Below are 23851 nucleotides of genomic sequence, written 5' to 3' on the forward strand. Positions count from 1 at the left end.
TATCGAAATGGCAACCTATTACAAGAAATAGTTTCATTATTGAACCGCCGTATACGAGACCCGTACGTACGGTGGTGTGAGAGGTGCAACGTGAATTTATTGTTCACGTCCACCTACTCGATTAACTGCTGTTATTTTTCTATTTCGAAAGGCTAGTTTTTTTCTTTATTTTCACAAGGATGAGTTTCTCTTTTTTGAGAAACCCTCCATTCCAGCCGATTTTTTGTTTTTATTTTCTCGTGAATTTTCAACTTTAATTTTTCGAAAATTCAACTTCTTTTTGTCTTTCTCTCAAACTCAGTTTCTTTTTTTATACCCAAAATACTGAGTTTTCTATTTTCACAAAGCTGAATTTTCTCTTTTCACAAAGCCGAGTTTTTCTCTACACAAAGATGATCAAAATCTTTAAAATAATTTATCTTATTGCAGTTAACGATTTGGCTATGAAGCGTAGCTGTCCCGCAGGGCAGCTATGATTTTATAGCCTTTGTTGGCGTGTCGTTATTTATTCTTTTTTGAATTTCATCCAAGGCTGAGTATGTCGAATTTGACCTTTATCTTTTGATAAAATAAATGCATATTCAGTATCAATTTTAGCATCAATCAATGAAAAGAAAAAATCTTTTATATAATCATCATTTACAGTTGGTGATAATAGATTCAATAACTCAACTCCTATTTTTGAAAATCTAAATATTGGTATGCCGTGATCTGAAACATCCGAATTTTTAATAGTTTTGATAATGTACTTTCCAGATTCAAAATACACCGTCATATCACCTTTTAAATTTCTTGTAATGTTTGCTTCTGCTTGTAATATGCCAATTTCAGTTAACAACAATTGATCTTCAAATGTAAAACCATATTTAGATAAAGTTTTATTGTCATTACCCTTAAACAGAAAAGGGCTGTTGTTAGAACTAATAACAAAATTTGCTGCTTTGGTAAAAGTTTGAGCTTCTTCTTTCGTTAAGTTTCTTAATAATTCAAGAGTTCGTAATGAATAGGAATTAGGTTGTTTTATTTCACCTGCAAGTATTTGCCCCCATAATTCTTGCATGTCTTCATTGGAAATATCTTCAGCATAATTAAAGAATCTAGAAGTCCAGTCTTCGTCAACTGGGTCTTCAGAAACTGAGGCTTCTGCTTCTAGGTTTCGAGCCGCATTTTGTGTAATACTCTCAATATTTTCTTGTCTACGCTGTTCTTTAAAATCAAGCCTGTTTTTTGTCCTCTGTTCAATTGTTAATTCATTTTTAATTGACTCGGTGTCAAGAGACATTAAACTCAACTTCTCTTCGGTGTAACCAATCTCTTTTAGGTTTTCTTGGTTTTCCTTTATTGACTCAGCAATTACTCCAATTTCATACGCTTTTGCATCAGCGGTTTTTCGAATCAAATATGGTTTTGTTAATGCTCCAACACCATTTGAAACAACTTCAATCAATTTTTTTAGAGGTTCGCTCAAACCTGTTAAATCTTTTATTTCCATATTATCCAATGCTTATCTTTATTTTAAATGCTCGCCAACGGTTTGTGTAAGTTTCGCTTTTTGTGTTGCGCCTGCGGCAAAAAGTGAAATTTACACTTTGTTGTAGCACGTTTTATTTTACTATAACCTTAGATCCTCAATTCTATTCAATATTTTTTCCGTCCAATTTAATTCTTCTGGTTCAATTATTAAAGTCTCGAATTTATACTTTTCTCCTTCTTCTGCAACACCTTTTAAATCGTCAATATGTAAGTTTATCCCAAATAAATTGGGGTTTTTGGAAGCTTTACATTTTTTCAATTCTAAGGTTTTATTATTTAATTCTCCATTTATTATTTTCGTTGGTCTCAATCCGTAAATTGCAAATGTCTTTTTTATTTTTAATTTACTTCTAAACGAAGTTGTGTAAATCCATATTTCACAATTCTTTTTTTCAATTTTATGGAATAATTTAATTGTTCCTTTTCTAATTTTTTCAGCTCCAATTATTTTACCTAATAATTTTTCATTTTCTACTTCAAATTCGTTAGAATAAGGAATTAAGGTATTATCTAAGTCAAAACTTACAATCATTTATAAACTAAATTCTTTTTAATAGGGTTGAATTTGAATATTTCGTTTAATATTTACTCCTGGACTAACCCAACTCCTATGATAATATATTGATGAATTAAATTCATTTGCTATCAATTGACATATATTTTTAATCTCTTCAACATCTTTTATTCCATCTAATATTGTTATACCGAAATTACATTTGGCGGGCACTGTACTATCCCATTCTTGAAGCATTCCAACTTTGAAAGGTCTACTAACATTAATTTTTATAAATTCATTATCACTCTCTCCCCACTCAGTTTCATTTTCCATATTGAACATAAATTCTGAAATATTCATAATATTTTTTAATTTATTACAAAATTCAATTAAACTCAATTCACAATATATTGATAAATGTTCCATTATTTTTTATGTGCTACAACGGTTTGTGTAAGTTTCGCTTTTTGTGTTGCGCCTGCGGCAAAAAGTGAAATTTACACTTTGTTGTAACACGTTCTTTTTTTTCTTCTCAAATATAATATTATACAAATTAATATTGATTCTAAAATTAATCCTGAATATGCAATTTTATAATCTGAATAATATATTTGTCTATACATTACGAAATAATGATAATAGATTATCAAAATTGTAATTATTAAAGCAATTACAATTTGTGTTGTTAACAATATTTTCACTCCAATTTTTTCATAAATAAAAATTATCCAACTACTTATAAAAATTACGAAAAAGCATATATACCTTAATAATGATTTTAAATTGGAATCAAAATTGTCAAAAGCAAATAAATCGTTTATAAATATTATAAAAGCTGAATTTAAAATCGAAATAATAAATACGATAATTTTTAATATTAATCCCCAATTATTAGTAATCCACATTTCTCTTTAATTGCTATTTCAAAAATTTCTTTCCATTGGTTTGATTGTACTCCACAAGAAATTATAAATTTAATATGATCCAGATATAATCTACTTGTTCCATACTCATCAATTTCAATTCCTGATTTTTCTTTTAACTTTTCTAATGGAACTCTTATAGAATCTAATTCTTCAATTACTGCAATTAATTCATTTCTATTAGATAAATTATAAACTTCCATATTTTTTTATTAAAATGTGTTACAACTTGCGTATAAACAGAATTCCGTTTATTTCCATTATATCTATGGCTTCAATTTCATTTAAAACATATAGATATCGCAATATTTTGCTGCAATTTATACCTTTAATCACTAAAATCAAAATCATCGATTGGATTTTTTATTTTCTCCAAACCAACAGTTGTAATATGTGTATAAATTTCTGTTGTCTTACTACTTTCATGTCCTAAAATATGCTGGATATAACGAATAGCTACTCCTTTTTCTAATAGATGAGTTGCAAAAGAATGACGTAATTTATGAGGAGTAACGTTTTTTTCAATTCCTGCGTTTTTAGCATAACGTTTCACCAACTTCTGAACACTTGTACTTGAATAGACTCCACCTTTTACTCCTTCAAATACATATTGCTCTGGAAAATAATTATCTAAATAGATTTTAATTACTATTTTCACTCTTTTTGATAATGGAACATAACGATCTTTTTTCCCTTTAGCATTTTTAATGTGAATTCTGTTTTTTTCAAAATCAACATCCTTTATTCTTAAAGATAATAGTTCCCCTAAACGCATACCCGTACTATACAATAAGGACACAATTGCTTTGTGTTTTAAATTTTGAATTCCTTTTAATAATTTAATGATCTCTGTTTCTGATAAAACTTCTGGAAGTGATCTTGATTTCCGTGGACGTTCTATAAAATAAGTAGTTTGCTTTCCTCCTAATACTTTTTCATAGTAGAATTTAATCGCATTGATAACAATATTCTGATATGATTCGCTTATTTCTTTTTCTTGAATAAGATAACGTAAATAGGAACGAATCATTTCAGAAGTAATTTCTTTTGGTTGATATTGATGGTAATAACTCAAAAAAGTAGAAAAAACACTTGTATAAGATTTTATTGTAGAAGCACTATATCGCATCTCTATTAATCTGTTTTTCATCTCTTGTGGACATTCTCTTAAATGTTCTACTAGCAATTCTTTTTTAATGGAAGTAGGTTTCTCTTTTATTATTCGTTGATCGATGTAAGTAATTTCATAAGTTGTTGCTAGAATTTCATTTAATCGGTTTTTGATATTTTCATGATATGGAATTGTCCATTGTTTAGAAGTTGAATCATAATGATAATAGCCTAATGATTTTATATATTCAATTCCTTTTGGCGTTGGATAACACGAAAATCTAAGTTTATTCCCTTTTAAAATATAAAAAATAGCGGTTTTTAGTTTTGTTGAACTTGTGCTTACGATATCCGTTAAGGATGTTAAAAACTCTTTATTCTCTTGTGAATAAGGCATTAGCCAGCATTTTAAATCTGGATTCCAAAATGTTTTAGGTTTTGACTTGAGCAAAATCGTCCATTTTTTTTCAAAAGGAATTTGAATTGAAAACATTTTTACATCCTGATAGTCAATGGTTTTATATTTAATCATCTTATTTTTTGATTGAATATATACATTTTAAAAACAAATAAATAACTAAAAATCAATTAAATAAACCCACTACACTTTTAATCCCATTATCAAGGGATAAACGGAACTAAAATTTTGACTAATTCCGCTTTCACCTCTAATAATTAAGGATAACAGGAACGTATAGTTTTTCTTTACTGAAAAAGAGTTTTAGTATAAAATTTACTTATAGTCTATATGTTTTTATCACTCCGACACTTGCATTTACGACAAATCCACTATGAGGAACTACTCAGACACTTTGAGGAATGACACCGACTTTACATTTATCTAATCCATTTATTTTTACAAAAAGGAATTTTTAGCTTCAGAAGACCATGAGGAAATAAGAATTGGCCTTCGACTCCGCTCAGGCACCTTTACAGTAAAACTTAGTTCGAGTGCCTTCGAGAGCTTCAGGCACCAATGAGAGCTTCAGAAATTAGTAATGTATTTCCTTGCGAAAGGGATTGTAGTGGAAAGCTTTTGTTTTTCAAAAATTAGAAAATCTAGGAAACGGAGGCGACCAACGGAAGCCCACGTATGACGTAGAATTTCTTTTTTTAAAAAGCAAAACTTGGAACGGAAAGCCCGACCTTTTTCTGAGTTTCTAAAAACGAAGAAAAATGGTTTCGCCCAAAAATATTGGAAGAATAGACATTATGTCGTAAAATCTTATGAAGAATTTTATTTAATCTTAAACACACCCCTAACCCCTCTCAAGAGGGGAACTTGACAATCTGTTTAACTATATGTAAAATTAAATAAGAAGTATTTTAGTTTGTTGCAACTGTTTTTTCTTCGTGGAAAAGATATTTCCAGGTAAAGGTGGCGAGAACTGCACCAAAAGTAGTAGCGAAAATATATACCCAAAGACTGGTAATATTTCCGGAAACAATTGCAGGAGCTATAGAACGTGCTGGATTCATAGAAGCCCCTGTAATTGGACCAGCGAACATTGCCTCAAGTAAAACTGTTGCACCAACAGCAAACCCCGTAAAATGACTTATATCTTTCTTGTTACTCACAAAAAGAATCACTAGCATCAATAAGAATGTCAAAATAAACTCAATTACAAAAGATTGCATTTCTGTGCTTCTTGGTAATGTTGCTCCAAGATTTTCATGCTTAAATAAAAATGCCATGAGTATTGATGCTAGAAAACCACCTGATAATTGCGCTATAACGTATGGAAACACCTTCTTTTTATCGAACTGTTTTCCTAGAGCTAAACTTAGCGTTACAGCAGGATTGATATGCGCGTCGGAAATACTTCCGAACATATATATTACAACAGCCACAATTAAACCAAATGTTATTGCAATACCAGAATGACCGATAATTCCGTTTGTTACGTCGTTTATAACAATTGCTCCTGTCCCGCAAAAAACAAGGGCAAAAGTTCCAAGAAATTCGGCAATGTACGTTTTCACTTTTAATTCGTATTATAATATTGCAATATTACGATAGATTGTAATACAAAAAAAGGGTTACTTTGATTCGTAACCCTTTCTTAACATTTAAGAGCCTGTTTAAATTTTTTTGATACAATTTTAAATAAGCTCAAGATTTCTGACAATTAATCTCAATTAATTTTATTATTTATTAATAAAGTTATCTAAAATAAATCTTTATATACAAAAATGAACTAGAAATTATTTCTTAACGATTCTGAATGAACTTGCTGTTTTTTCAGTAGTTAATTTAATAGTATAGCTTCCTTTTTCGATATTTTGTAAATTCAGTTTTACATCCGTATTTTGGAAATCGTTTTCTAAAACTTTTTGTCCTAAAGTATTAAATACTTCCACTTTTAATAAAATTTCTTTTGCTGAAATAGATAACACATCTGATGCTGGGTTTGGGAAAACTCTTAAACCTTCGATGATATTATCTTCAATACTTAAGTTTGCTGTAGTAAAAGTGTACATTTCTGACCATTCACTCTTTTCATCTCCTTCACACACTGTTCTAACATAAACTTTATATTCTGTATTTGCTGTTAGATCCATTGCAGTATGAGGATTTGTAGAAGTAACTACTCCTTCTTCTGGCATTTCTTCTGTTGCAGGAATAACGATAATCTCGAAATTATCCTCTCCTTCTGCTGTCCATTTAATATCTGCTTGCGTATTTGTAATATTTTCAGCCATTAATTCAGTTGGTACTACACATTCATCTGTAGCTTCTCCTGTAATTCCTAAGAATGTAATATTTGGTACCCAAACATCACGGTTTGTAGCTTCTGGTAAACTTTCGTTATTGATATTTATATCAGAAGAAATTTTATAAATACTTCTCTCCGCCTCTACTTCATGATTAAAGAAAGCATCTTGAGTACTATTAAATCCTATTTTATTTTCATCAACAGCAATTACAATATTATCTGTTCCATTATAAGCAAATGGTTCAGAGAAAGTAATTGTTACTACTCCATCTTCATGTGAAATTTCTCCAGTAAATTTTTGCATGTCTGATGTCATAGGAATCCAATCAGATTTAGATTCAAAAGAAGATTTTGAAGTATGACCAATCCAAACATCCCATTGATTTGATTTATCTAATTTTGGATTGATTCCACTTAAATCAAAATAATAACTAATACCTGTAATATCTCCTGATGCATTAATTTCTGATGCTAAATAGATACTTTGTGTATAAGTGTAATTATAATAAGGATTAATCGGTGTATGTTGATCAATTCCTGTACCTTCTCCTACGGTAACCTGCGCTGTAGCTACTAATGATGTAAAAAATAAAGAGGCAATAAGTGTAATTTTTTTCATAATTGGGGTTTTTTACTTTGTTTTCGTTGGCAAAATTACATGGAAAAAATTATATTATTTAACTTATTAATAATTTTATGTTAATTATTATACATTTTTCATCAAAACACTTTTTATATAAATTTTAAATCAACACTTATGTTAATTTTAGTTAAATTAATAAATAATATCTTTCAGATTGTAATTGGAAAAATCTATTATAAAGAGTAATTAGTAGTATTTTCGATAAAATTTTTAGAAATATTTCTAAAAAAGTCATCTTGAGAATTCTCAAATTCTTTTGCTATAGGAAGAATTAATTGATGAATTTCTTCTAAATTTATGGAATCATCATTTACTTTATTCCAAATATTTGTTTCATCAAGTCTAGTATTTGATATTAATTCACACATAGAAGTAAATCGAATTTCTTTTTCATTTGAATTTAAATTTTTTAATAAAAAATCAAGTTTATCTCGACTTCTTTCACTAAAATTACTTCTACCTATTGCATGAATTATTTTAATTTTCTCTTTGGTATTTTTTGTTTCATATTCCAAAAGCAATTTATCCAGAGCTTTATTTCCTATTAAACTTAAAGCCCAAATCGTTCTATCAACAACTGGTCTGTCATTACTAAATAATAAGCCATAAATTTTAGTGATTAAATCCTCATCTGCATTTTTTAATTTTTCAGAAAACTAATTAATGATAAAAAATAAAACTAAAAAAATATCTTTGTCATCATTTGAAAAGTCTAAAAGTGAAACTAACAATTTAAATACCTCATCATTAAACTGCTCTTCTTTTAAACTATATAAAGTATCATATTTTACTTTATCCGTTTCTGTTTTTAATATCAATTCTAAAACTTCTAATTCCATATAATTTTATTATTAAAATTAAAAGTATCGTTTTTTTAAAACAAAATCTTATTTAATCTTATCTAGAAATTTCGCTTAATCTTAAACACACCCCTTGCCCCTCTCAAGAGGGGAACTTGACAATCTGTATATTTTTAGATAAAATCAAATATGGTAATTTCTAATGATTCAATTGTAAAACTGCACCAAAATAAAAACTTCTTTTCTGGTAACTTGTAAAAAATCTTTGCGAATAATCTGCGGTATATGCAGCTCTGAATTGATTATCGGTATCCAAAATATTATTGACAACTCCATAAAGTATCAAACCATTTCCTTTAAAAGCAAAATAACGATTGATATTCAAACTTAAATTATTATAACTATCAAACTGACTTCCGTTAATATCATTTTGATAAATTGGTTTAAAAGCATTCGCACTCCTATCGAATTCTGCTCTATCTACATTCGTATAATAATTCCCTGGGCGTGTCACATAATTTAATGATAGATTAAAAACTTTTGGATGCGTATATTGAATAGAAGTTTTTACAAAATAATCCAAATCGTCACTACTTTTATATTCCTTATCTCCTATCGTTACTTTTTGATCTAAAAAAGTATTAGAAATAGAGAAATTAAAATATTTCCCGATGTCTTGTTTAAAATACAGTTCGATACCGAAAGTTTTTGTTTCAGAAATTACAAAATCATCTGGAGTAGTTACATCTCCACTTTCGTCTTTATAATAAAATCCTAGATTCAAATAAGTCATCTTTCCATCAAAAGTATAATCTACTGCATACTGATCACTTTTCAGAAGGTTAAAATGTTGGTTATAATAATCTGGTGTTTGATAACTATTATAATGTCCTCCACTCAACAAAATAGAGTTTTTGGAATTCAATGAAGTTTTTAAACTTCCTTGGTAACTTACATATTGTTTTTGCGATTGTGTTTTGAAGTTTGTACGAATACCACTTCCGAAAGAAAAAGTTTTACTTAAATCAATATTTAGATATAAATAAGGTTCGATGATTGCATTTGTGATTTTGTTATTAATATTTTCACTTGGTGAATCTGGTGCAATCGCATAATAATAAACAGGAACATCTCCATAAAATTTATTCAAACTATAATCATAATCAATTCCTGTTTTTAGAGAAAAATTATCCAAACCAATTGTTCGATAATTTATAGAAAGAAAAAATTGTTTAATATCTAATTTACTATCAATATTTCCATATTGGTAATCTGAATTACTTGTGTTATATCCAGAATTTACACTTGTTACTCCTTTATCATTGAAAAAAGAAAAATTATTTACCGTAAAAAGTCTTTTCTTAGAAGCTGTAGAACTTCCAGAGTATCCAAATTGAAAATCATCTACATCAAAGTCTTCATCAATTACATATGTGAATGAATTAAACTTTACATCTTTAGCAATTTTAGCATGAAAATTTAAACCAATATCTTTTGTATGAAAACTCTTTATTTGTTCAGTACTTTTTTTGTTTACGTCCAGATAAGCATCAGGAAACTGATAATTTCCATAAATCTGAAAGAAAGTCTCTTTACTTAACCTTTGTGAAATAAATCCTCCAACACTTGCCAAACCAGCAGCAATTTGCACGGTATTTTTTTCTAATTCATCTTGCGTTTGAATAGAAACCAAACCAGCTGTAGTATTTCCATAAGTCAAAGGCGGATTACTTGCATAAACATATTGATCATGAATAATTTCACTATTGAATAAACTAAAGTTTCCGATACCATTTAACTGACTATTTCGTACAGGACGATATACTGGAACTCCATTTAAAACAATTCTAGAACGATCAGGATCACTTCCACGAAGTGTTGGATTTGCAGATTCTTCTGTGTTTGTAGAATAAGGTAAATTTGTAATAGCTTTCAGTGGATCGTTGTCTGCATTTGGACTTAAATAAATATCCGATTTTTTCAACTTTAAAACTGAAAACTTTTTTGAGATAGGTTGCTTTGCCTGAATTTCAATTTCTTGTAATGTTTCCACATCTTCGCTCAAAACAACATTGATATTTTCTGGAATAGCCTCTGTATTTACAGGAATATATTTTGTTTGATATCCTAAAAAAGAAACAACCAATGTATCCGAATTTTGAAGAACATTTAATTCAAAATTTCCATCAAAATCTGTAGTAGTTCCTTTAGTTGGCTCGTTTTTCCAAAAAACATCTGCTGCAAAAATTGGTTCATTATTAGCATCTTTTACAGTTCCTTTCACCATTTCTTGTGAAAATAATGAAACTGAAAAAAATATCGTAAAACAGAACAAAACAACCTTTTTCATTTTATATTCAAGTTTGGTTTACTTAAAATTAGGAATGTTTTCTTATAAAAAATCTAGTTTTTTTCTTAAAAATTAAATCAATTTTGAAGCAAGTTCTTTTAAAAGATAACTATCTGGGTATTCCTTAATTCCTTTTTGGTAAATTTCTTTTGCTTTTTCTTTGTTTCCAGAATTCAAATAAAACTTAATCAAAAGCTCATAAGATTCTTCTTTCCCCCAAGAAGGCATGTAATTATTTTTTACTTTTTGTGCAGGAAGTGAAATTGCTTTTAGAAGTAATTTCTCTGCTTTCTTTTTTCCTCCAAAATCAACTGGTGTGTAATAATCATTTACAGCAGCAACATAGTAAGCACGAACATTATTAGCATCTAAATTCATTGCCATATCCGCATTTTCTTTTACACTTTTAGAAAGTGTCATGGCGTTCATTCCTCTCGCATATTGCAGTGAAAAATTTTCTAATAAACCTAAAATTGCATAATATTCTGTATTCTTATTTTTAATTTGTTTTATTTTATTAATTCCATCTGTTACGGCCTCTTCTGAAAGCCTTGATTGCTTCAACTCGTAGTAATAAATAGATTTATAATAATCTAAATAACCAATCCAATAAAGAATTAAATCTTGTTTTTTGTCTTTATATAAATCTTCTAGTTTCGTTTCTAATTCCGTTAAAGCTTTTGGATTTTTTGCAATAACAGAACTCACAAAAGCATCCATAATCTTTTGCTGAATATCTTCTAGTAAATTATCTTTAAAATCTACTGAAAAATCTTCTTTACTTACCTCAACCTGAGCTTTTGGTTTTTCTTTCGTATCTGTGTTGGATGAATTTGCACAATTAACTTGCAAAAAACATACTATCATTATCAAAAATAGTCTCATATTAAAAGTTTTTTAAGTTGAAAAATTAAAAATACCCAAGCAACAAAATGTACATACCAAAGTGGTGTAAAAAGTTGCTCTTTCATCAATGCGGCGTGTGTTTCTTGATTTGTACTTCTTTCTGAAAATATTGCTCTTATTATTGTAAAGTCAGAATAAAAAGGATTGAATTCTATAATTAATTGTATAAAAAATGCTAGCGCTAAAGCTTCCAATCCAAAGAAATTATTGATTAAAGAAATAGCTAGTAAAACTATGGTCATAAAACTTCCTGCAAGCAAATAAATCAGTGCTTTCGTTTTTGATTCTGGCCATTTTATTTTTACATAAGCATGTGGATATGGAATCCATTGAAATCCAATTTTTGTAATCTTTAAATTTAGAATTAGGGCACTAATAACGTGACCTAATTCGTGTATAATGATTAGACTGAATAAACATAATATGGTATACAAAACTTCCATTATCTTGTAAATTTTACTCTCTTAAACAAGAAAGAGAAAAGTACTGGTGGAATTATAATCCAAAAGATAAGTACATAGTGAAAATTTGCATGTCGAATAATATCAAGAATCGGATTTAATGGTAACATATCTCCTACTGCACTGATGCTTTTATTGAATTCATAAACTGGATAAAAAGCATTACTGGTAAAAAGAACTCCGAAGTAAATAATATTCGTCAATCCTTTATCTGAAAGATTCGAAATACTAATAAATGAAACAGATAAACCAAGGAATGCAAATACAAATAATCCTATGAAGACACCATAAATCAAATTCAATATTTGTTCACCTGTGAGGGTGAGTCCGAAAACAAAATACGCTGTCAGGCAAACTACAATTACGGTTATAAATAAAGAAATGATTCGACTTAAAATTAATCCCATAAAGTGCCACAAAATATTGAAAGGCATTTTACGCATATATTTAATCAAACCATTTTCATAATATTCTTTAATTACAGGTCCGATAGCGAACATTCCGTCGCTGGCTATTGTCATTCCTATCACTCCAGTCATTAAAAAATAAATATATTCTGGACTATCCGCTCCCCAAAATTTCCCGAAAATCACTAGTAGAAAAACTGGAAATGCTAAAGAAAAAAACACTGCTTGTTTCATTCTTAAATAAATCAGAAACTGATAATATGTCGATTTGAAAAGAATTTTAAACATGATTTTTAGATTTAGTGAAATACAAGAAAACATCCTTTAAATCTACCTTTGTGATAGAATAATTATTCGTGAAAGAATTTATCGTTTTCATCAAAGACTCCTGTTTGTCATAAAAAATATAAATATGTTTATCATGAACATAAAAAGGAATATCATTCAATGATTTTTCTATATCTTCGGCGTATTCCACAATTATTTTTTGTGGTTGAGGTAGCATATTCAAATAGTTTTTTGGAGAATCTGGTTCCATCACAATTTTTCCATTATGAATAAATGCAATTTTATCTGCAAAAAATTCTGCATCTTTCCAATTGTGTGTGGAGAAAAATAAAGTTCTATTTTGTCCTTTTACTATGGTCCAAATTTTATCAATCACGGTTGGATCTAAATTAGCAAAAGGCTCATCCATAATTACAACTTTTGGATCGTGCATTACAGTCAATAAAACTGAAACTCGCTTCTTCTCCCCTTGTGATAATTCTTTTATAAAACTATTTTTAATTTTATGAATATCGAGAATATCAAAATATTTTTCTTTTACTGCTTGAAAAGAAGTTCCGTAAATACTACAGAAATAATCCACAACTTCCCAAGTTTTTAAAAGTGCAAACAATGGAAGGTGATCATGAATTATCCCGATATCTTTAAAATCTTTTTGCTCTTGTTCAAAAAAGTAAACGGAACCTTTGGAAGGTGATAAATTATCTAAAATAATATCTATCAATGTCGATTTTCCAGCTCCATTTTCTCCAAGCAAAGCAAAAGATTCTTGTTCATTAATTTCAAAGCTAATATCATGGAGAATCTCTTTCCCATGAACTTTGTATGAAATATTTTTAACTATTATATCTTTCATATCTTAAGCTTTATGATTTTGGTTTTCCTCCGATGGTAATTACATTATTTACAGTTTCAAAAACGCCATCAATTCCTAGAAATTCATTTAAAAAATCATCATTATATCCTCCAAGCATACAAGATCCTAAACCAATTCCTTCTGTAATTAAACTAACTTGCATCCCTACAAAACCTGATTCTTGCATCAAAAATCGATAACCTCTATCTCCATATTTCATAATAACACGCTCGATTATTCCAGTTGTAATTACAACAGCGGAAGCTTCTCCTAGTTTTACATAAGGCTCTGCTTGAATCATATTTAATAATTCTTGTGCAAATTCACCTTCTTTTAAAATTTCTAAAGATTGCTGATCTGGTCTAAAATGATACAATCCACTTGGAATATGTGCATTTAAAACTACTACATACATTTCCAAAGGATACAAACCTCCTCCTGAAGGTACATTTCTTAAACCAAATTTCCCTTCATTTTCAGAACCAATTGGCGCTGACCATTCTTGTACACCATAACTTTGATGTAGAATAATATTTAACTCATTTAAAGATAATTTATATTCTGGATTGTAAGTTCTCAAACTGCGTCTTTCTCGCATGATTTTAAACATATCAATCTCTGGAAGTTCTTGTTGATAAACAGACAAATCTATTCGTTCTGCATTTGGATAACACTTGAAAGGTTGACTAGATCTAGCGAAAATATAAGGATTACTGAAAGCATAAATTTTCTCTCCCTGTTTTCGCATCGAATGTGTGTTGAACTTCGAATTTTCATGGTATAACATTGCTAATGAATCCACAATGTTTTTTGCACCATACATCGAATTATCCAAAGCATCGTATTTTTCTTTTATTTCTTTTAGATTCATTTTAATTGTATTTAATTAGTTAATGAATTCATTTAAACTTTTTAACTCAAAATTCGTTTCAAGCATTATCATTACTGGCTTGTGAAAATTTTTAACCATAGCTAAGGCTATGCTGAAAATTTTTCCCTTCACCATCAATAATCATCAGATGAAACTCCTTGTTTTGGTAAAACAGTTTAAACGAGTTCAATCAATATGAAAATAACTATTATGGGAATGGATGTGGATATTTATTCAATTCGTCATATGAGTGTGATTTATAACCCATTTTTTTCGGAACTTCATAAAGTCGTTTTCCTCCCAAGAAATAAATTGGATAAGCCCCAGCAAGCTGAATCAATTGAGGTACAAAAGTTTTTAAACTATAAAACCCTAATTGTCTCAAATCTGGAGTTGTTACATCTTTTACCAAAACATTATAACCTTTATCTTTTAGGTTTTGGACAATATATCGAATCTCAGAAACGGTATCTCGTGTTCGTTTTTGATTAAAATCTATATCTTTTGTTGGAATTGCATTTCTCCAATTATCAAACACATGCCATAAATCTGGTCTCTTTGTATAAAAAATTGCGTGTTTGTCAAAATCTAAAAGATGGATGTAATCATCATCTGGATCCCATTTTTTAAATTTATCTAATAAATGACGGAAATATGGAACAGCTTGATCAATTTCTTGCACCACTTTTCGAGTTGCCTCACCATAAGTCTGACGAGACGCAGAACCAATTGCTAAAAACTTTCCAAATTCTGCTTCACCAATACAAATTCCAAGTACTGTTGGTGTTTTCAAATCATAAGTTACATCGAAAAAATGCCATTCATATTTTGCTGTATGATGATCATCTATAAACTTTCGAATATCTGCTGAAATTTTAATTTTTGGTGGCGTAATATTTTGATACCAAGTAATTGTAAAACTATCTCTCTCTAAAGATTCATACAACCCTCCAAGAATCGCTTCATGATAATTGGTATGTGCTGATAAACCTGTAGAATTTGATCCTGTTAGATAATTTTTATCATCCGTAAAAGGAATATAAATAAATTGTCCAGGAATATAAGCTTCTTCTCCTGTAGTCAAATCTAAAGTTGGATACCAAGAAACTTCTACATTTTCATCGAATTTTTTAATTTTAAATCTTTCATCTTCAAATTGCTTGTCGTGAAACAATGCAAACTCACTCGGATGAATCGCTTTTTTCTTTAAACTTGCATAAGAACCAAAGATAGATTCTTCTTTATTATGAAAAGCTGGAGCATAACGTTCTAAAGTTTCCCCAATTGTTCCAAGAATTGCAGGTTCCCAAGAATATCCACAACCAGAACCTTTTCCTCCGAAGTTTTCTCCATTCAAATACAAAGTATTACAAGGAACAATTCCATAACTAATCAGATTTGGATCTTCGTTCAGTCGTGATAATTTTATAATTTGTTTCAATATTCCTATATCATTAGAAATAGCATGAAACCCATTGTTTAAGGATGATAAACTCATATTATTTCTATTTTAAGGTAATTGCTTCCAACCAAGGAGCTGGATTGTATTTTAATTCTGGTTTACAAACTTCACAATATGGAACTTTTAATAAAGTATGTTGTGTTTGCGAATAATCAATTGGATTGATTGACAAATAAGTTCTCCAAGTAGCAGGTAAAGACCAACTTTCGAAGAATTTTGTAACTTCTAGAAATGCTATTTGAATCAGAATATTATGGAAATATTCCACTGTAGGAATTGAGTCTGGCATTCCTACTTTTTTATTTTCTCTCAAAAAGTTCTCATAAGCATTTAAGAAACTCGGATAAGAATGATTACTCTTTGCTCTACTTGCTAAACAGTTATAGCATCCTGTTTCTTTTCCGAAAAACAAAGGACCAATTTTGAAAACATTATTCTCTAAACCTCCGATATACAACCAAGGTTTGTTTAGTTTCAAAGCAATTTCATTAATTCTTTCTATATGATAAGGACTCCATTGATTTCCATCTACTAAAATGAAATCCGATTGGCTTACAATTTTCTCTATTGCTGCATCCGTATTTAAAGAAGAATAATTTGCAGAATAAACTTTCTTAAAATCATTTTTCTTTGCTTGCTTCACTAGTAATTCATAAAAGTCGCTCCCTCCTATGATTCCTAGTTGTATGTTTTTTTCAGGATTGATTCTGTCTTGTGAGTCAGCAATATCTTGTTTCGCATCTTTTTTTGATTGATTATTCATTTCTGAAACCAAGTGGTAATTCAGCAATTGATAATCTTTTAGATTTGTCAGAACTTCTAATATTTTAGCATCATCAAACTTTTTTTGAAGTTTCTTTTTTAAAGATGCTAATCTTATTCTGGGATTTCCTTGAACTAAATCTACTGTTTCAGTAAAAATAGATTCCTTTTCAGGATCGTCAAAATCTAATGTATAAGATACTGTTTTGGTTCTAAGTTGAAAACAATTGTTCTCAGTGTCTTTGAAAATATCAAACTTTTCTAACATGATTCTTTATGTTTTTTATTTTAAAATAGCATGACACTATTTTAGAAATCCTTATTCTTATAAATTTAATCAAAAGATTTTCAACTTCTTACAAAAATTTAAATTAAAAAACTGATAATTTATATTTAACGAATAAAGAGTTTTGTTTTTGTTAATTGGTTAAATGAAAAGTTTTGGTAAATTCATTTATTGGGGTTAATTGAAAAAAGGCCAACCCTTTATTGATTAATAAAGAGTTAAGCCCAAAGTTTTTACGTATCCTAATATTAGGACACAAACTTACTTTGCTCCTAAATGTTATGTATTAACTGATACACAACAAGAACAACAACAAGAACAACAACATCCTGCTGCTGCTACCATCTCATTTGAAAATGGCATTTCTGTAAGCTGCTTGATTTTCATTTTACTAAATTTTAAATGGTTAATATTAATTTTTAACTTGTGAGTTTTCAAAATTTAAAAACCCTAAAACATGTCTTAAATAAATTTCTAATTATTTAATTTTTGGACACTTAAAATTAGAATCATGCAATTTATTTCACAAATTTTTAACAGTAAAATTTTAAGCTTTACTTAATTTTTATATAATACGTTTTATTTTAACTTTTTATACTAATTATTTTTTTAAATAATAACTATTTAATACACAATTCATTATTCTGAATACATTTCAAAAGTTTTTCTTGTATTTTTCATTTCATTTCATATTTTATAGTAACTGGACAATTACAATAAAAAAAGCCTTATTCAATTAAGAATAAGGCCTATTATATAAATGGTTCTATTATGTTTTTTATTATTTATATTAAGTACTTACTGTAAAGCAGCAAGAACAACAACATGAACAACAGCATCCTGCAGCAGCTACCATTTCTCCTCCGAATGCATTTTCTGTAAGCTGATTGATTTTCATGATTTCTAGAATTTTAAATGTTTTATAATTAATTCAACTTTCTATGTTATTCAAGATTATGCATTCACTGTGAAACAACAAGTACAACAACATGAACAACAACATCCAGCAGCAGCTACCATTTCTCCTCCGAATGCATTCTCTGTTAACTGATTAATTTTCATTTTTCTTGAATTTAAATGGTTATATTTATTAGTCTTCGTTATCTTTTAAAAAATCTTACTTAATTAGATTAAGCATTCACTGTAAAACAACATGTACAACAACATGAACAACAACATCCAGCAGCAGCTACCATTTCTCCTCCGAACGCATTCTCTGTTAACTGATTAATTTTCATGATTTCTAGAATTTAAATGATTAAACTTATTTTAGCTTTTGTATTATATATTTTGAATATGACCAGTCGTCTTAATTTTGATCTTAAAAAAATGATTTAATTAAGACACTAAATCATACATCTATTTCAATTTTACACTACAAAGTTATGACCGGTCGTCTTAAAAATCAAATCTACAAATGTGTTTGTGATAATTTTAACCCAATAATAATTTTAATATTATAAATTAACCTGGATTTAAGTAAATATTCAATAAAACTTACAAATATTGAATTATTGATGAAGTTTTTAAATTCACTACTTTTTTTGATTATATTTTTTATTCTATTTAAGATTATTTTAAGAATAAAAAGGGGTCGTAAATAGGTTTTAAGAATTCTTAACCATAGAAGAAGTATTCTAGCTTTTGTTTTTAACAGAAAAGAAGAATTTATTTACACTTTCCCCTAAAATAAGAAACTACCTCGAAAATCAATCAGCACAAAAAAACCTCACCATTACAAGTGAGGTTTATATATTTTATAAGTTCAACATTTTATTATAATACATAATTCATTTGTCTTGGAGTTATAGAACTCAATTAGACATTTTTATCAAAACAAAGAGTTTTATCTGATGTTTATTAATGGTGTGGGAAAAATATTTTTAGCATAGCAAAAGCTATGGTTAAATATTTTTACAAGCCAGTGATGAACATGCTTAAAACGAATTTTGAATAAAAAAGTTTATTTGAGTTCACTATGCGTTTACAGTGAAACAACATGAACAACAACAAGAACAACAGCATCCTGCAGCAGCTACCATTTCTCCTCCGAATGCATTTTCTGTAAGCTGATTGATTTTCATTTTATTAGAATTTGAATGATTAATAATTTAGTTTTTTGTGTTTAAGTTATTATGCATTTACTGTGAAACAGCAAGAACAACAACATGAACAACAGCATCCTGCAGCAGCTACCATTTCTCCCCCGAATGCATTTTCTGTTAACTGATTGATTTTCATTTGAATTTGAATTTTAAGGTTAATAATTGTTTTCTTAGTCTATTTTGAAGTCCTTTTCAGAGTGCATAGTATTACTATGGACGAAGAAAAAGACAAGAAAGAGCTTTTAAGAAGTGAATAAAAGTTTTTGAAAGAACTTCAAATAGGCTTCAAGTTTTTATATATGAAATTTTGTTCCTATTTTCATTTATATGACCAATCGTCTTATTCTAATTCAAAAAAATATAACTAACTGATTATTATCTTTTTATTTCTGACATTACAAATTTATGACCGGTCGTCTTAAATGACAAACAAAAAACAAACTTTATGATTTATTTAATTAATTTTTGTAAGTAATATATTTTTTTAATAAAAATTAAAAATAAAACACAGAAATATTTCATAAATAGAAAATATTATTCAAACACAAGAAAAATCACGTTTTTTGTTTAGAAAAAATATCTTATTTATTAATATTTTTTTAACAAATACACTGAAAAATATATAATCTAGGAAGGTTTGTCAGCGATTAAATCTTCTTGAAGAAACTTCATAAAGTTCAATAACGGCTTACTATCTTTAAGAAGTTTTGCTTTGGTCATAGAACCACGAACGATTGCATCAACAATAATTACCAATTCGTCTATTTCCAAATCACTATTTAATCTATTCTCTTTTCTTAAAATTGAAAAAGCTTCTACCAAAGCTTCATCTCTTTTGGTAAATGCTTCATTAAGTTTTTGTCTAAATTTTTCACTTTGATTGTAAATATCTAAAGCCAAAACACTCACGAAACACTCTTTGGTAAATTCATAAGAACTAAAATATTCAATGTATTTCTGAAATAAATTGATCAATCTTATCTTTTGGTCTTTTTCGTGCCCATCTAGGCTAACTACAATTTTTATATACAAATTCAAGGCTTTTAAAGCAAAATCACTTTTAGATTTAAAATGATTGTAAAAAGAACCTTTAGGTAAATCAGAAGCCGCCATGATTTCTTGAATACTAGAATGTTCATAGCCTTTTTGCCAAATGACACTAATTCCATTGAAAAGAATTTTCTCCTCAATATCTAAATCCATTCCATAATATGTATGTGCATTTTCTTTACGCATCTTTAATCAAATTATTAAAAAGAAATTTCATAAAAACTTCAAACGGTTTATTATTCTTCATGATTTTTGCACGAATCATCACTCCTCTTAAACCAGAATCTATTAGATCAATAAAATCTTCTGTATCCAGATGTGTTTTTAACCTATGCTCTTTTCCAAGCATTTCATAAATATCAAACATTAAGAGCTTTTTGTTGTAGACAATATTTTTAGTGACTTTTCTAAAAGTATCATTTTGAGCATTTACTTCATGACACATCACATTTGTAAGACATTCATTTTTAAAATTACTTCCAACAAAAAAAGCAATATGTTGCTCGTAAATTTTTTCTAATCTCTTTTTTAAATCAAGATCTTTATGATCATAAGAAAGAATTATTTTCTTGTAAAGATTTACCAATTCGAGAACAAATTCGTCTTTACTCCTGAAATAATTATAAAAAGAACCTTTTGGTAAATCTACAGAACTGGTGATTTCGCTAATACTTGTAGCCTCAATTCCACGTTCACAAACCAGAGCCATTCCGGCATTTAAAAGTTTCTCTTTATTTTGATTTTTCCGTGCCATGATATAAAGATATGACCATTCACCTTAAAACCAATACATAAAACAAAATATAACTACTGATTATCAGAAATTTAACTTTTACTTTAGAAATTTATTATGCATAAATTTTAGTTTATAGTCATTATAAGCATCTTTATTATACTTTCTCGACTAAACTTTGTAAATTTGTGCCTTCAAATCATTAAGGATATTAATATGTCAGAAACTGTAACTAGTACTAAGACAAAAAAACCAAAATGGCTACGTGTAAAGCTGCCTGTTGGTAAAAAATATACGGAACTTAGAGGATTAGTAGATAAATATAAATTAAATACAATTTGTACAAGTGGAAGTTGTCCTAATATGGGAGAATGTTGGGGAGAAGGAACTGCAACATTCATGATTTTAGGAAACGTTTGTACACGTTCATGTGGTTTCTGTGGGGTTCAGACTGGAAGACCGGAAACTGTAGAATGGGATGAACCAGAAAAAGTAGCTCGTTCTATCAAATTAATGGATATCAAACATGCTGTATTAACTTCAGTTGATAGAGATGATTTGAAAGATGGAGGATCTATTATTTGGGCAGAAACTATTAAGGCAATTCGTCGTTCTAGTCCAAACACAACTTTAGAAACACTTATTCCAGATTTTCAAGGAATCGAAAGAAATATTGACCGTTTGATCGAAGCTGCTCCAGAGGTAATTTCTCACAACATGGAAACTGTTCGTAGACTTACTCGTGAGGTTCGTATTCAAGCAAAATATGATAGAAGTTTAGAAGTTTTACGTTATATCAAAGAAAACGGACAACGTAGAACAAAGTCAGGAATCATGTTAGGTTTAGGAGAAACAGAAGAAGAAGTAATCCAAACAATGCGTGATTTACGTGATGCAAAAGTGGATATTGTAACCATTGGTCAATACTTACAACCAACGAAAAAACATTTACCTGTAAAAGAGTTTATCACTCCAGAACAGTTTAAAAAATATGAGGAAATAGGAAAAGAAATGGGCTTCAGACACGTTGAAAGTGGTGCTTTAGTTCGTTCTTCTTATAAAGCTCAAAAACATTTAGATTAGTTTTTAGCTTATTCTTAACAACTTATATTCAAAAAAGCGATTATTTTTGCCTGTCTTTTAGATTAAAGTCAGTAAACTTTAATCTGATAAATTTTTGAATTAAATGTATGAAAGCGTTTCTTGGCTAGAAACGCTTTTTTTATTGGGTTTTTATCAAATTTCTTTTATTGGTCTGTCGGAAAAATCAAATTCAAACTCCTCCTCTCCTACTTTTCTATGAATTATTTTTGTTGCAGTTTTAAACTTATAATAATAATATAAATCTGAAATAGCTCTCAAAGTAATACAATTAGTTTTTGAAGCTAAATCCTTAAAATTTGCTTCATTATAATTTTTATACCAATCTTTATTAGTTTTTAAATTTTTAGCTATATAGTACTCTGCTTTTGCTTCAAAATTTAGGCCTGCATAATCTATTTGGGTAACAGAAGTAACCAAATGACAATCTTGATCTAAAAACTTGGTATTTCCATTAAAAGAAAATTTAGTAGGCGAACTGTTTTTTGTAATATCAAGTTTTGATATAGTATCATTTACTTCTGAAATTTGATAAGAAGCTTCTTCCTCTAAATTCAAAATTCTTGTATATAATAATTTCCCTTTCGTATCATAAAATCTTTTTATTTCATTACCATTTTTAAAAAGCATTACTACTTTAGCTCCAGAACGATTTTGAATATCATCTTCTGACATTACTTCTGGAAAATTTGATTTATAAGTTAAATCATAATGAATTTCTCCTTCAAAATAATCTTCTTTTTGTGCTTTAGTTTCTAAACTGAAAAGCATTAAACAAAGGAAAAATAATAATTTATTAATTGTAATTTTCTTCATATTCTCTTATTAATCAATTCTCCAAGGTGGATTTAATCTATTTTCTCCAGCAAAATATAAAATAATCTGATTTCCATCCACATCTTTTAATCTTGCTTCTCGCCAAAGCCATGGTTGATCGGTTGGCAACAAATCAAACTCCAAACCTCTTTCAATTAATTTATTCACTTCAACATCCAAATCTTCGATCTCAAAATAAACAGAAACTCCGTGTCCTTTTGGTAACTCTTCTACTTGATGAATAGAAAATGTCGCACTACCATCAGGGCATTCAAAACGTGCATAATGTGGCAAAGCTTTCACGATAAGTTTTAAACCTAAAGTTTGATAAAAAGGAATAGATTTCTCTAAATTCAAAGAAGGAATGGTTACTTGGTTTAAATTCATACTTTCATTTTTTTATTCTACTAAAATAAAAAAACTATGAAATAAAAAAGCACCTTCATTTGATTTCTAATTTTCAAATAAAGATGCTTTGTATTTTTAAAATAGTGACTTCGTAATTTTAATTCATATCATTCAAAATTTCTGTTGGAAGAATTTTCTTTAAAAATAAATCTTGACCTTCTTCTTTTGTAATAAACTTCCAATCAATTATATCTGATTTAGTTGCTGCAACTCCTGTTTTTTCTGCAAAAATTTGAAAGAATCCAGTTTCTTTATTATATGTTACATTTTCTTTTCCAAATTGTGCCTGAAAAGCAACTAACATAAAATCTAACATTTCTTGTTTTTCTTCTTCAGTTCCAACTTCTTCTGCAGAATTCATTTTTAATAATATATTCTGATTATACTTGATTACAGAATACATTTTCCCATCAATATTTTTAGGTTCATTTACACTCAGTATTTCGATAGCTCCGAACTTTAATTCAATTTCTGGATCGTTAAACGCTGCTTCGATTTCTTTTAAAATCATCTCTTTTGATGCAATTTCAAAAAACTCAGGCATCACATAATCCAACGATTTTTCAAATTCAAACTTTTCAAGTAATGAAATATATTCTGAAAACTCTTTTTTTATAACTTCTTGATGATTTTGCGAAAAAGTTGAAAGCGAAAAGGCTATAAATAAAACTGTAAAAAATATTTGTTTAATTTTCATTTGATTTTGGGTATTATAATTTCTCGCAAAAATAGTTATTTACACTACTTAAAATCATGAATTTTCTGGT

Annotated in this window: 23 protein-coding genes; 1 reads left to right on the plus strand and 22 read right to left on the minus strand. The window is 28.5% G+C overall.

Annotation, left to right across the window (positions count from 1 at the left end; genetic code table 11):
- Nucleotides 1-505: 505 nt before the first annotated feature.
- From I0K12_RS20745 to I0K12_RS20835, 19 genes are all read right to left on the minus strand, one after another.
- Nucleotides 506-1492: a DUF2806 domain-containing protein gene (locus I0K12_RS20745; RefSeq protein WP_196890103.1), complete on the minus strand. Its 987-nt coding sequence runs from the start codon at nucleotides 1490-1492 to the stop codon at nucleotides 506-508.
- A gap of 120 nt (nucleotides 1493-1612) precedes the next feature.
- Nucleotides 1613-2065: an HAD family hydrolase gene (locus I0K12_RS20750; RefSeq protein WP_196890104.1), complete on the minus strand. Its 453-nt coding sequence runs from the start codon at nucleotides 2063-2065 to the stop codon at nucleotides 1613-1615.
- A gap of 18 nt (nucleotides 2066-2083) precedes the next feature.
- The gene (locus tag I0K12_RS20755; protein WP_196890105.1) at nucleotides 2084-2455 is read right to left on the minus strand and encodes a hypothetical protein; all 372 of its coding nucleotides are present in this window, start codon (nucleotides 2453-2455) and stop codon (nucleotides 2084-2086) included.
- 451 nt (nucleotides 2456-2906) lie between these two features.
- On the minus strand, nucleotides 2907-3155 hold the full coding sequence (locus I0K12_RS20760) for a hypothetical protein (protein ID WP_196890106.1): 249 nt from the start codon (nucleotides 3153-3155) through the stop codon (nucleotides 2907-2909).
- Nucleotides 3156-3280: 125 nt separating this feature from the next.
- A complete protein-coding gene (gene xerA, locus I0K12_RS22185; protein ID WP_196890107.1) occupies nucleotides 3281-4594 on the minus strand; it encodes a site-specific tyrosine recombinase/integron integrase in 1314 nt (437 codons plus the stop codon).
- A gap of 794 nt (nucleotides 4595-5388) precedes the next feature.
- Nucleotides 5389-6045 carry an MIP/aquaporin family protein gene (locus I0K12_RS20770; protein WP_196890108.1) on the minus strand — a complete coding sequence of 219 codons (657 nt, stop codon included), beginning with the start codon at nucleotides 6043-6045 and terminating at the stop codon, nucleotides 5389-5391.
- A 222-nt stretch (nucleotides 6046-6267) separates the two neighbouring features.
- The gene (locus I0K12_RS20775; RefSeq protein ID WP_196890109.1) at nucleotides 6268-7398 is read right to left on the minus strand and encodes a T9SS type A sorting domain-containing protein; all 1131 of its coding nucleotides are present in this window, start codon (nucleotides 7396-7398) and stop codon (nucleotides 6268-6270) included.
- A gap of 197 nt (nucleotides 7399-7595) precedes the next feature.
- Entirely contained in the window at nucleotides 7596-7937 is a 342-nt protein-coding gene (locus tag I0K12_RS20780) for a hypothetical protein (RefSeq protein WP_196890110.1), read from the minus strand.
- 141 nt (nucleotides 7938-8078) lie between these two features.
- Nucleotides 8079-8261, minus strand: coding sequence for a hypothetical protein (locus I0K12_RS20785; RefSeq protein ID WP_196890111.1), 183 nt, complete (start codon nucleotides 8259-8261; stop codon nucleotides 8079-8081).
- Nucleotides 8262-8421: 160 nt separating this feature from the next.
- Nucleotides 8422-10572, minus strand: coding sequence for a TonB-dependent receptor plug domain-containing protein (locus I0K12_RS20790; protein WP_196890112.1), 2151 nt, complete (start codon nucleotides 10570-10572; stop codon nucleotides 8422-8424).
- Between the two features lie 72 nt (nucleotides 10573-10644).
- Nucleotides 10645-11457 carry a hypothetical protein gene (locus I0K12_RS20795; protein ID WP_231372824.1) on the minus strand — a complete coding sequence of 271 codons (813 nt, stop codon included), beginning with the start codon at nucleotides 11455-11457 and terminating at the stop codon, nucleotides 10645-10647.
- Entirely contained in the window at nucleotides 11454-11921 is a 468-nt protein-coding gene (locus I0K12_RS20800) for a hypothetical protein (protein ID WP_196890114.1), read from the minus strand. Before I0K12_RS20800 ends, I0K12_RS20795 begins: the two co-directional genes overlap by 4 nt.
- Nucleotides 11921-12634 carry an ABC transporter permease gene (locus tag I0K12_RS20805; RefSeq protein WP_196890115.1) on the minus strand — a complete coding sequence of 238 codons (714 nt, stop codon included), beginning with the start codon at nucleotides 12632-12634 and terminating at the stop codon, nucleotides 11921-11923. The genes I0K12_RS20800 and I0K12_RS20805 overlap by 1 nt, the downstream gene beginning before the upstream one ends.
- A complete protein-coding gene (locus I0K12_RS20810) occupies nucleotides 12627-13490 on the minus strand; it encodes an ABC transporter ATP-binding protein (RefSeq protein WP_196890116.1) in 864 nt (287 codons plus the stop codon). The genes I0K12_RS20805 and I0K12_RS20810 overlap by 8 nt, the downstream gene beginning before the upstream one ends.
- A gap of 10 nt (nucleotides 13491-13500) precedes the next feature.
- Complete coding sequence (locus tag I0K12_RS20815; RefSeq protein WP_196890117.1) at nucleotides 13501-14361, minus strand: SagB family peptide dehydrogenase; 861 nt, start codon at nucleotides 14359-14361, stop codon at nucleotides 13501-13503.
- 208 nt (nucleotides 14362-14569) lie between these two features.
- Complete coding sequence (locus I0K12_RS20820) at nucleotides 14570-15859, minus strand: YcaO-like family protein (RefSeq protein WP_196890118.1); 1290 nt, start codon at nucleotides 15857-15859, stop codon at nucleotides 14570-14572.
- Between the two features lie 7 nt (nucleotides 15860-15866).
- The gene (locus tag I0K12_RS20825; protein ID WP_196890119.1) at nucleotides 15867-16853 is read right to left on the minus strand and encodes a TOMM precursor leader peptide-binding protein; all 987 of its coding nucleotides are present in this window, start codon (nucleotides 16851-16853) and stop codon (nucleotides 15867-15869) included.
- 2750 nt (nucleotides 16854-19603) lie between these two features.
- A complete protein-coding gene (locus I0K12_RS20830; protein ID WP_196890120.1) occupies nucleotides 19604-20212 on the minus strand; it encodes a TetR/AcrR family transcriptional regulator in 609 nt (202 codons plus the stop codon).
- On the minus strand, nucleotides 20205-20780 hold the full coding sequence (locus I0K12_RS20835) for a TetR/AcrR family transcriptional regulator (protein ID WP_196890121.1): 576 nt from the start codon (nucleotides 20778-20780) through the stop codon (nucleotides 20205-20207). Before I0K12_RS20835 ends, I0K12_RS20830 begins: the two co-directional genes overlap by 8 nt.
- Nucleotides 20781-20975: 195 nt before the next feature.
- Here I0K12_RS20835 and lipA point away from each other — a divergent pair, with 195 nt between their 5' ends.
- Nucleotides 20976-21842, plus strand: a complete 867-nt coding sequence (gene lipA / locus I0K12_RS20840; RefSeq protein WP_196890122.1) for a lipoyl synthase — start codon at nucleotides 20976-20978, stop codon at nucleotides 21840-21842.
- Between the two features lie 153 nt (nucleotides 21843-21995).
- Here lipA and I0K12_RS20845 read toward each other — a convergent pair whose 3' ends face one another.
- From I0K12_RS20845 to I0K12_RS20855, 3 genes are all read right to left on the minus strand, one after another.
- Nucleotides 21996-22676 carry a hypothetical protein gene (locus tag I0K12_RS20845; protein WP_196890123.1) on the minus strand — a complete coding sequence of 227 codons (681 nt, stop codon included), beginning with the start codon at nucleotides 22674-22676 and terminating at the stop codon, nucleotides 21996-21998.
- 9 nt (nucleotides 22677-22685) lie between these two features.
- Complete coding sequence (locus I0K12_RS20850; RefSeq protein WP_196890124.1) at nucleotides 22686-23063, minus strand: VOC family protein; 378 nt, start codon at nucleotides 23061-23063, stop codon at nucleotides 22686-22688.
- 118 nt (nucleotides 23064-23181) lie between these two features.
- Nucleotides 23182-23781: a hypothetical protein gene (locus I0K12_RS20855; protein ID WP_196890125.1), complete on the minus strand. Its 600-nt coding sequence runs from the start codon at nucleotides 23779-23781 to the stop codon at nucleotides 23182-23184.
- Nucleotides 23782-23851 lie beyond the last annotated feature (70 nt).

Origin of the sequence: Aureivirga sp. CE67, assembly GCF_015767245.1 — a bacterium.
In the GTDB taxonomy this organism is placed as follows: Bacteria; Bacteroidota; Bacteroidia; order Flavobacteriales; family Flavobacteriaceae; genus Aureivirga.

Coding starts and splice junctions, on each gene's coding strand:
- I0K12_RS20745 (WP_196890103.1), bottom strand. CDS start 1,492: ATGGAAATAAAAGATTTAACAGGTTTGAGCGAACCTCTAAAAAAATTG.
- I0K12_RS20750 (WP_196890104.1), bottom strand. CDS start 2,065: ATGATTGTAAGTTTTGACTTAGATAATACCTTAATTCCTTATTCTAAC.
- I0K12_RS20755 (WP_196890105.1), bottom strand. CDS start 2,455: ATGGAACATTTATCAATATATTGTGAATTGAGTTTAATTGAATTTTGT.
- I0K12_RS20760 (WP_196890106.1), bottom strand. CDS start 3,155: ATGGAAGTTTATAATTTATCTAATAGAAATGAATTAATTGCAGTAATT.
- xerA (WP_196890107.1), bottom strand. CDS start 4,594: ATGATTAAATATAAAACCATTGACTATCAGGATGTAAAAATGTTTTCA.
- I0K12_RS20775 (WP_196890109.1), bottom strand. CDS start 7,398: ATGAAAAAAATTACACTTATTGCCTCTTTATTTTTTACATCATTAGTA.
- I0K12_RS20785 (WP_196890111.1), bottom strand. CDS start 8,261: ATGGAATTAGAAGTTTTAGAATTGATATTAAAAACAGAAACGGATAAA.
- I0K12_RS20790 (WP_196890112.1), bottom strand. CDS start 10,572: ATGAAAAAGGTTGTTTTGTTCTGTTTTACGATATTTTTTTCAGTTTCA.
- I0K12_RS20795 (WP_231372824.1), bottom strand. CDS start 11,457: ATGAGACTATTTTTGATAATGATAGTATGTTTTTTGCAAGTTAATTGT.
- I0K12_RS20800 (WP_196890114.1), bottom strand. CDS start 11,921: ATGGAAGTTTTGTATACCATATTATGTTTATTCAGTCTAATCATTATA.
- I0K12_RS20805 (WP_196890115.1), bottom strand. CDS start 12,634: ATGTTTAAAATTCTTTTCAAATCGACATATTATCAGTTTCTGATTTAT.
- I0K12_RS20810 (WP_196890116.1), bottom strand. CDS start 13,490: ATGAAAGATATAATAGTTAAAAATATTTCATACAAAGTTCATGGGAAA.
- I0K12_RS20815 (WP_196890117.1), bottom strand. CDS start 14,361: ATGAATCTAAAAGAAATAAAAGAAAAATACGATGCTTTGGATAATTCG.
- I0K12_RS20820 (WP_196890118.1), bottom strand. CDS start 15,859: ATGAGTTTATCATCCTTAAACAATGGGTTTCATGCTATTTCTAATGAT.
- I0K12_RS20825 (WP_196890119.1), bottom strand. CDS start 16,853: ATGTTAGAAAAGTTTGATATTTTCAAAGACACTGAGAACAATTGTTTT.
- I0K12_RS20830 (WP_196890120.1), bottom strand. CDS start 20,212: ATGCGTAAAGAAAATGCACATACATATTATGGAATGGATTTAGATATT.
- I0K12_RS20835 (WP_196890121.1), bottom strand. CDS start 20,780: ATGGCACGGAAAAATCAAAATAAAGAGAAACTTTTAAATGCCGGAATG.
- lipA (WP_196890122.1), top strand. CDS start 20,976: ATGTCAGAAACTGTAACTAGTACTAAGACAAAAAAACCAAAATGGCTA.
- I0K12_RS20845 (WP_196890123.1), bottom strand. CDS start 22,676: ATGAAGAAAATTACAATTAATAAATTATTATTTTTCCTTTGTTTAATG.
- I0K12_RS20850 (WP_196890124.1), bottom strand. CDS start 23,063: ATGAATTTAAACCAAGTAACCATTCCTTCTTTGAATTTAGAGAAATCT.
- I0K12_RS20855 (WP_196890125.1), bottom strand. CDS start 23,781: ATGAAAATTAAACAAATATTTTTTACAGTTTTATTTATAGCCTTTTCG.